This is a genomic window from Providencia rustigianii DSM 4541 (assembly GCF_000156395.1).
GTDB classification, from domain to species: domain Bacteria; phylum Pseudomonadota; class Gammaproteobacteria; order Enterobacterales; family Enterobacteriaceae; genus Providencia; species Providencia rustigianii.
The window spans coordinates 67849-68478 of sequence record NZ_GG703823.1 but is presented as its reverse complement, the minus strand read 5'-3'; the positions used below and the strand labels follow the sequence as shown (position 1 = coordinate 68478).

Here is a 630-nt window from a genome sequence, read left to right as displayed (position 1 = left end):
AGCTTTCGCGCGAATTATCCTCAGTACAAAACCCAACAAAGGCGCAGTCCAGAGAATTTGAACGTGCCAAGTCTGCCGCTGCTAAGCTAAAAATGGAAGCGGGAACGTTAAGCGTATCGCTACAGCGACAACGAGAAGCGCTGAAAAATAGCGGCATATCTACCCGCCAGTTAAGTCAGGCTCAAACCAGACTCAATAGTGATATTTCCTCAGCTAATCAACGATTACAGCAACAAGAGCAGCAATTAAAACGTGTCGCCAATCAAGAGCGGCGTATGTCGGCGGCGAAAGATGGCTATCAAAGAACCATGGACGTTCGAAACAAAATGGCTGGGGCTGGTGCTGGCATGACAGCCGCAGGGGTCGGGATCGGATATGCGGCAAAAAAAGTCTTAGTACCAGGCTATGACTTTGAAATCGGCATGTCGAAAGTGCAAGCTTTGACTCGCTTGGATAAAAACTCAGACGATTACAAGATGCTGAGAGAGCAGGCGCGTGATCTGGGCGCAACGACGGCATTTACGGCGAATGAAGTCGCCCAAGGGCAAGCGTTCTATGCGATGGCTGGTTTTAAACCTGAGCAAATTAAAAATGCGATGAAAGGCACATTATCAATGTCACTCGCCGGAG

At 48.9% G+C, this 630-nt stretch carries 1 protein-coding gene; it reads left to right on the top strand.

Annotated features, from left to right (window positions below; all coding sequences use genetic code 11):
• A partial coding sequence (locus PROVRUST_RS17795; protein ID WP_006816306.1) for a phage tail tape measure protein occupies window positions 1–630 on the top strand: 630 nt, incomplete at both ends.